1 rRNA gene is annotated in these 319 nt (G+C 61.8%); it reads left to right on the forward strand.

Features of this window, described 5'->3' with window-relative positions:
* Positions 1–319 (forward strand): 16S ribosomal RNA (locus DBV35_RS29690); the annotation flags it as partial.

The following is a 319-nucleotide window of genomic DNA, read 5'->3' on the forward strand; positions in this document are numbered from 1 at the left end:
TGCTCTTCCGATCTCTGGGATAAGCCGGGGCAACTGCGTTTAATACCGGATAGGACCATTGATCGCATGGTTGGTGGTGGAAAGTTTTTTCGGTGGGGGATGGGCCCGCGGCCTATCAGCTTGTTGGTGGGGTGATGGCCTACCAAGGCGGTGACGGGTAGCCGGCCTGAGAGGGCGACCGGCCACACTGGGACTGAGACACGGCCCAGACTCCTACGGGAGGCAGCAGTGGGGAATATTGCGCAATGGGCGGAAGCCTGACGCAGCGACGCCGCGTGGGGGATGACGGCCTTCGGGTTGTAAACCTCTTTCGCCAGGG

Source organism: Acuticoccus kandeliae, from assembly GCF_003073115.1.